This is a genomic window from Enterovirga sp. (genome assembly GCF_035325185.1).
Taxonomy (GTDB): Bacteria; Pseudomonadota; Alphaproteobacteria; order Rhizobiales; family Beijerinckiaceae; genus Enterovirga.
Genome location: NZ_DAOLAJ010000140.1, coordinates 1 through 6,464, shown reverse-complemented (window position 1 = coordinate 6,464; position 6,464 = coordinate 1). Strand labels below are relative to the sequence as shown.

Sequence of the window (6,464 nt, the reverse complement as noted above, 5' to 3'; positions counted from 1 at the left end):
GATTGCCGCGGCTGTCCAGAATCTCGCGGGCGTGAATTTCAATGATCGCAGTCATGGCCGTCTCTCGTTTCGGTCTATACGGCGAGAATCTTCAGCGCGTTGGTCGTGCCGGACACGCCCACGGGCGCCCCGGCCGCGACGACGATGGTGTCGCCCTTGGCGGCGAAGCCTTCGCGGATCGCCGTCTCGCAGGCATAGGCTCCCATCTCCTCGACGGAGGCGATCTGGGGGACCTCGACCGAGTGGAGTCCCCAGGCCAGCGTCAGCCGCCGCGCCGTCCTGTCGGAGGTGGCCATGCTCAGGATGGGCGCGGCCGGGCGCTCGCGCGAGGCGCGCAGGCTGGAATAGCCGGAGGTCGTGTACGTGACCACCGCAGCCACAGGGAGAAGCCGCGTCGCCTCGCGGATGCCGGCGCAGATCGCGTCCGCGACGGTCGCGGCAGGCGCCGGCCTCGCCGCGTCGTTCATGGGCCGGTAATAGCCGCGATCGTTCTCGGCGACCGAAATGATGCGGTCCATCATCGAGACGGCCTCGAGAGGAAACTGGCCCGACGCCGACTCGGCCGAGAGCATCACGGCGTCGGCCCCGTGATAGATGGCCGAGGCCACGTCGGAGGCTTCGGCGCGCGTCGGCGTCGGCACGCCGATCATGGATTCCAGCATCTGCGTCGCGACGATGCTCGGCTTTCCGGCTTCCCGGCACGCGCGAACGATCCGGCGCTGGATCGGCGGCACCTCTTCCGGCGGCATCTCGACGCCGAGATCTCCGCGCGCGACCATCACCGCATCGGAGAGATCGACGATCGCTTTCAGATTCTCGACGGCGGACGGCTTCTCCAGCTTGGACACGATCCCGACGCGGTCGCCCGTGATCGCGCGAAGCTCCGCGACATCCTCCGGCCGCTGCACGAAGGACAATGCGACCCAATCGACGCCGAGGTCCAGCGCATAGGCGAGGTCCGCGCGGTCCTTCGGGGTCAGCGGCGAGAGCGGGAGAATCGCCCCGACCACGCTGACGCCCTTGCGGTCGGAGAGAGGGCCGCCGACGATCACGCGGGTCAGGGCGCTTTCTCCGTCGCAGCTTTCCACCTCCAGGCGGACCTTGCCGTCATCGAGGAGAAGCTGAACCCCCGGCGACAGCGCCCGGAAAATCTCGGGATGAGGCATGCTCACCCGCTGCGGCGTGCCCGGCCCGCCTTGGAGATCGAGCCCGAATCGATCTCCCGTCGCGAGCTGGACACGCCCTTCCGAGAAAGTCCCGAGGCGCAGCTTCGGCCCTTGCAGATCGGCAAGGACTCCGATCGGACGGCCGGTCGCCTTTTCGACGGCGCGAATGATATCGTATCGCTTTCGGTGATCTTCGTGCGTGCCGTGGCTGAAGTTGAGCCGAAACACATCGGCACCCGCCTCGAACAGGGAGCGGATCATCTCCGGGGTCGAGCTTGCCGGCCCGAGTGTCGCGACGATCTTTGCGTTGCGGTGTCGGCGCATGTCGTCTCACGGCCGCGAGGCCGCCCCCTTGTCTCGTGCGGTAATGAGGATGGCGCGGAAATCATTCACGTTGGTCCGCGTCGGGCCGGTGATCACCTGATCGCCGAGCGCCTCGAAAAAGCCGTGGGCGTCGTTGTTCGCCAGAGAGGCCTTCGCGTTGACGCCCCCGGCTGCCGCGCGGACCAGGGAATCGGGGGTCACGAGGGCGCCTGCGATCTCTTCCGCGCCGTCCACGCCATCGGTATCTCCAGAGAGCGCGAAGACGTTCGGCAACCCGTCGAGCTCGACGGCGAGCGCGAGCAGGAACTCGACATTCCGCCCGCCTCTGCCGCTGCCTTTGATGGTGACGGTCGTCTCGCCGCCGGAGAGGAGAACGGCCGGAGGCGGAACGGGCTGGCCGCGCAGCACGACCTGCCGCGCGATTCCCGCCATGACGCGCCCCATCTCGCGCGCTTCTCCTTCCAGGGCGTCGCCCAGGATGAGGGGCGTCACCCCGGCTTTGCGCGCGACATCCGCCGCGGCCTCGAGAGAGAGCTGCGGCGCCGCGATGGTGACGGTCTCGGACCCGGCCAGACGCGGGTCGCCGGGCTTGGGCGTCTCCTCGGCGGCGCGTTTCAAATGATCGAGCGCGGCAGCCGGCTCCGAGATCCCGTATTTCTCGAGCACCGCGATCGCGTCGGCAAAGGTCGACCGATCGGCGACGGTCGGCCCCGACGCGATGACGGCCGGATCGTCGCCCGGCACGTCGGAAATCACGAGGGTCACGAGCCGCGCGGGATGGACGGCCGCGGCAAGGCGGCCGCCCTTGATCGCGGACAGATGCTTGCGCACGACGTTCATCTCGCCGATCGAGGCGCCCGAGCGCAGAAGAGCCGCGTTCACTGCCTGCTTGTCCTCGAAGGTCAGGCCCGGCGCCGGCAAGGACAGCAGCGCCGATCCCCCGCCGGAGATCAACGCCACCACCAGGTCGTCCGGCGACAGGCCCTGGACGAGCGAGAGAATGCGCCCCGCCGCGGCGAGCCCGCGCGCGTCCGGCACCGGATGCGAAGCCTCGACGATCTCGATGCGCTCGCACGCCACGCCGTAGCCGTCGCGCGTCACCACCAGGCCTTCCAGCGGCCCCAGCCAATGGTCCTCGAAAGCCCTCGCCATGGAGGCGGAGGCCTTGCCGGCGCCGATCACGATCGTCCGGCCTTTCGGCGGGCGCGGGAGATGGGCCGGGATGCGCAGGGCGGGCGAGGCGGCGCCCACGGCCGCATCGAACATCGCTCTCAGCAAATGGCGGACTTCGCTCGGCATCCGGGTGCTGTCTCGGTGGGAGGTCGGAAGGGGGAGAGGCGGCGCAGATCCCTGCGCCGCCGGCCGGTCAGTCGTTTGCGGCGCGCAAAGCTTCGCAGACCGCCTCGGTGACCTGCTCGGTCGTCGCCTGGCCGCCGAGATCGGGCGTGTGCAGCTTCGGATCGGCGGTGACGCGCTCGACGGCCTTCATCAGCCGATCGGCGGCCTTCTTCTCCCCGAGATGGTCGAGCATCATGGCGGCCGTCCAGAACGTCGCGACCGGATTGGCGATGCCCTTGCCCGTGATGTCGAAGGCCGAGCCGTGGATCGGCTCGAACATCGAGGGCGTCTCGCGCTCGGGATTGATGTTGGCGGTGGGCGCGATGCCCAGCGACCCGGCGAGCGCCGCGGCGAGGTCGGACAGGATGTCAGCGTGCAGGTTCGTCGCGACGATCGTGTCGAGCGTCTCCGGCTTGATCACCATCCGCATGGTCATGGCGTCGACCAGCATCTTGTCCCAGGTGACGTCGGGGAAATCCCTGGCGACCTCGGCCGCGATCTCGTCCCACATCACCATGGCGTGGCGCTGGGCGTTCGACTTGGTCACCACCGTGAGCAGCTTGCGCGGACGGGACTGCGCCAGCTTGAAGGCGAAGCGGATGATCCGCTCGACGCCGGGCCGCGTCATGACGGACACGTCCTGCGCCACCTCGATCGGCAATCCCTTGTGCGCCCGCCCGCCGACGCCGGAATATTCGCCTTCGGAATTCTCGCGCACGATGACCCAGTCGAGTTCCGGGCCGGAGACGTGGCGCAGCGGGCTCGTGATGCCGGGCAGGATGCGCGTCGGCCGCACGTTGGCGTACTGGTCGAGCGGCTGGCAGATGGCGAGGCGAAGGCCCCACAGCGTGATGTGGTCGGGAATGTCGGGCGCTCCCACCGCGCCGAACAGGATCGCATCGAATCCGCGAAGCTGATCGGCGCCGCCCTCAGGCATCATGATGCCGTGTTTCTTGTAATAATCCGATCCCCAATCGAAATCCTGGAAATCGAGCTTGAACCCGCCGTCGCGCTCGGCGCAGACTTTCAGCGCCCTGACGGCCGCATCGACCACTTCAGGCCCGATGCCGTCGCCGCCCATTGCGGCAATACGGTAAGTCTTCATGAACACATCTCCTGGTGCTTCAAGGGAACGAACTTGACGATGGGAAAGCCGGCCGGCTCAGTGAGGGACAGGGGGTTCCGCGCTCGCGCTCGGAGCGGCCCGCTGGGACCCCGCGAGCACAAGGGTCAGGATGGCCGAGAAGCAGAGAAGGCCGGCGACGACGTAGAGTCCACCAAGAAAGCTTCCCGTCGTGGTCTTCACCCAGCCGATCACCGAAGGCCCGACGAAGCCGCCGAGATTGCCGATCGAATTGATCGTGGCGATACCCGTGGCGGCGGCGCCTCCCGACAGGAACATCGTCGGCATGCTCCACAGCGGCGGCTTGGCCGAGCTGATGCCGATATTGACGAGGGTGAGCGCCGCGACGACCGCGATCACGGAGCCGGCCACACCCGCCAGCGCCAGGCCCAGGGCGGCCACGAGGCAGGCGATCACGACATGCCACGTCCGCTCGCCCGTGCGATCCGAATTGCGCGCCCACAGGATCATGGCGACGATCGCGATCGTCGGCGGAACCGCATTCAGGAAACCGACCATCATCGTCGAGAGGCCGAACTCGCGGATGATCTGCGGAGCCCAGATGCCGAGCGTGTAGAGGCCGGCGGAGGTTCCGAAATAGATGAGGGCCAGCGCCAGCACGCGGAGGTCGGTGAGCCCCTTCCAGATGCTGTGGTGCTCCTTCGCGCCCTTCGCGGCGTTCTCGGCATTCATCGTGGCGACGAGCCAGTCGCGCTCGTCATCCGCGAGCCAGCGCGCCTTTTCAGGACGGTCGGTGAGATAGAAGAAAACGACAATTCCGAGCAGCACCGCGGGAACCGCCTCCATCAGGAACATCCACTGCCAGCCCTTCAAGCCGCCGATCCCGTGCATTTCGAGCAGGGCGCTCGAAAGGGGCGAGCCGAGCACGGTCGAAATCGGCGCCGCAGCCATGAACATGGACACGACCTGCGCCCGCCGCCGCGCCGGGAACCAATAGCTCAGGTAAAGAATGATACCGGGAAAGAACCCGGCCTCGGCCACCCCCAGCAGGAAACGCAGGATATAGAAGCTGGTCTCTCCCTGGATGAAAGCGAAGGCGCCGGAGAGCAGCCCCCAGGTGACCATGACGCGTGCGATCCAGATGCGGGCCCCGACCTTATGGAGGATGATGTTCGAAGGGACCTCGAACAGAAAATAACCGAGGAAAAAGACACCGGCGCCAAATCCGAAGACAGCCGACGAGAACCCAAGATCCTTATTCATTGTCAAGGCCGCGAATCCAATATTCACGCGGTCTATATACGCGATGAAATATAGCAACATGATGAAAGGAACTATGCGCCAGGAAATTTTGCGCAGGGTTCGCCGCTCCAGCTCGCTGGTCATTAGGCGCATCCCTTCCCTATACATTGTGGTTCTGATCTGCGGAGAACCTAGGGCCTAACGCGGGGCGACCTCAATCCCGCCAGGATTATATAAACAATTGCTACAATCATTGGGCTAATGAAAATGCTCATGAACCTGCATCAGCTGCGTTGTTTCGTGCTCGCGGCGGACGAACTCCACTTCGGCCGCGCGGCTCAGAAACTCAACATCCTTCCGTCTGCCTTGGGCCGGTTCATTCGGTTGCTTGAGGAGGACCTCGGCACGCAGCTTTTCGCAAGAACAACACGGAACGTTGTTCTTACCGAAGAGGGAAGGCAGCTGCTCGGAGATGCCCGCAAGCTCCTTGCGCAAGCGGATGCCATGCGGGCGCGCTTCCGGGAGACTGTTCGCATCAAGGCGACCAAGCTTCGCATCGGCGCGATCGACAGCGCGGCGGTCGGGCTGATGCCCATGCTCTTCAACGACTTCAACAGCACGCACCCTGACGTCGAGCTTCAACTCCTCGAGGACAAAACGATCAGGCTCGTTCCGCGCGTGCTTTCCGGCCGGCTCGACATCGCGTTTATTCGCCCCCCGAGAAGCCACTCGCCGAGCCTCGTCTATCGGCACCTCTTCTATGAAACTCCTGTCGTCGCAATTCCCTCGATTCATCCTTTGGCTGCGAGAAAGAAACTTTCGATCGACGACATCGCGAACGAACCGCTCATCACGCCTGATCGTCGATCGAGGCCGCATAGCCACGACCTGACGATGAAGCTATTCGAGGAGTCCGGCTACACGGCGAAGATATCTCATGTGGCAGATGAGAAGCAGACGATCGTTCACCTTGTTTCCGCAGGGTTAGGTTTAGCTGTTGTTCCGAGATGGACTTCAAGAATAGCGGTTGATGGCGTGACCTATCTCCCGCTCGTCCTGGGCAAAAGAATGACCGCGGGCCGATTGCCGTTGGCCGCGATTTGGATCCGCGACTCGAGGGATGAACTCCGCGACAGCCTTCTGCAGACGTTGATGGACAATATCGACCGATACGTCGCCAAAGCATAGGCCGCTTGGGAAGCATCCATATGTTCCACCACAGCGATCGACAGTGAATTATCCGCCGAACGACGCTGCGCGCGGCCCCTCACTCCGGAGTGACGGCATAGGCCGCGAGGACCATGCCGAGG

The 6,464-nt window shown here is 65.2% G+C and carries 5 protein-coding genes; 1 reads left to right on the top strand and 4 read right to left on the bottom strand.

What is annotated here, in order from left to right; translation table 11 throughout:
* Window positions 1-74 precede the first annotated feature (74 nt).
* The 4 genes from pyk to PKD06_RS17875 form a co-directional block, all read right to left on the bottom strand.
* Window positions 75-1,490: a pyruvate kinase gene (gene pyk / locus PKD06_RS17890; protein ID WP_324382524.1), complete on the bottom strand. Its 1,416-nt coding sequence runs from the start codon at window positions 1,488-1,490 to the stop codon at window positions 75-77.
* Between the two features lie 6 nt (window positions 1,491-1,496).
* Window positions 1,497-2,789, bottom strand: coding sequence for a glycerate kinase (locus PKD06_RS17885; protein ID WP_324382522.1), 1,293 nt, complete (start codon window positions 2,787-2,789; stop codon window positions 1,497-1,499).
* 67 nt (window positions 2,790-2,856) lie between these two features.
* On the bottom strand, window positions 2,857-3,933 hold the full coding sequence (locus tag PKD06_RS17880; RefSeq protein ID WP_324382520.1) for a tartrate dehydrogenase: 1,077 nt from the start codon (window positions 3,931-3,933) through the stop codon (window positions 2,857-2,859).
* Window positions 3,934-3,990: 57 nt separating this feature from the next.
* Window positions 3,991-5,298 (bottom strand): MFS transporter, encoded by a 1,308-nt coding sequence (locus PKD06_RS17875; RefSeq protein ID WP_324382519.1) that lies wholly within the window; start codon window positions 5,296-5,298, stop codon window positions 3,991-3,993.
* Between the two features lie 129 nt (window positions 5,299-5,427).
* Here PKD06_RS17875 and PKD06_RS17870 point away from each other — a divergent pair, with 129 nt between their 5' ends.
* Window positions 5,428-6,342: a LysR family transcriptional regulator gene (locus PKD06_RS17870; protein WP_324382517.1), complete on the top strand. Its 915-nt coding sequence runs from the start codon at window positions 5,428-5,430 to the stop codon at window positions 6,340-6,342.
* Window positions 6,343-6,464: the final 122 nt, after the last annotated feature.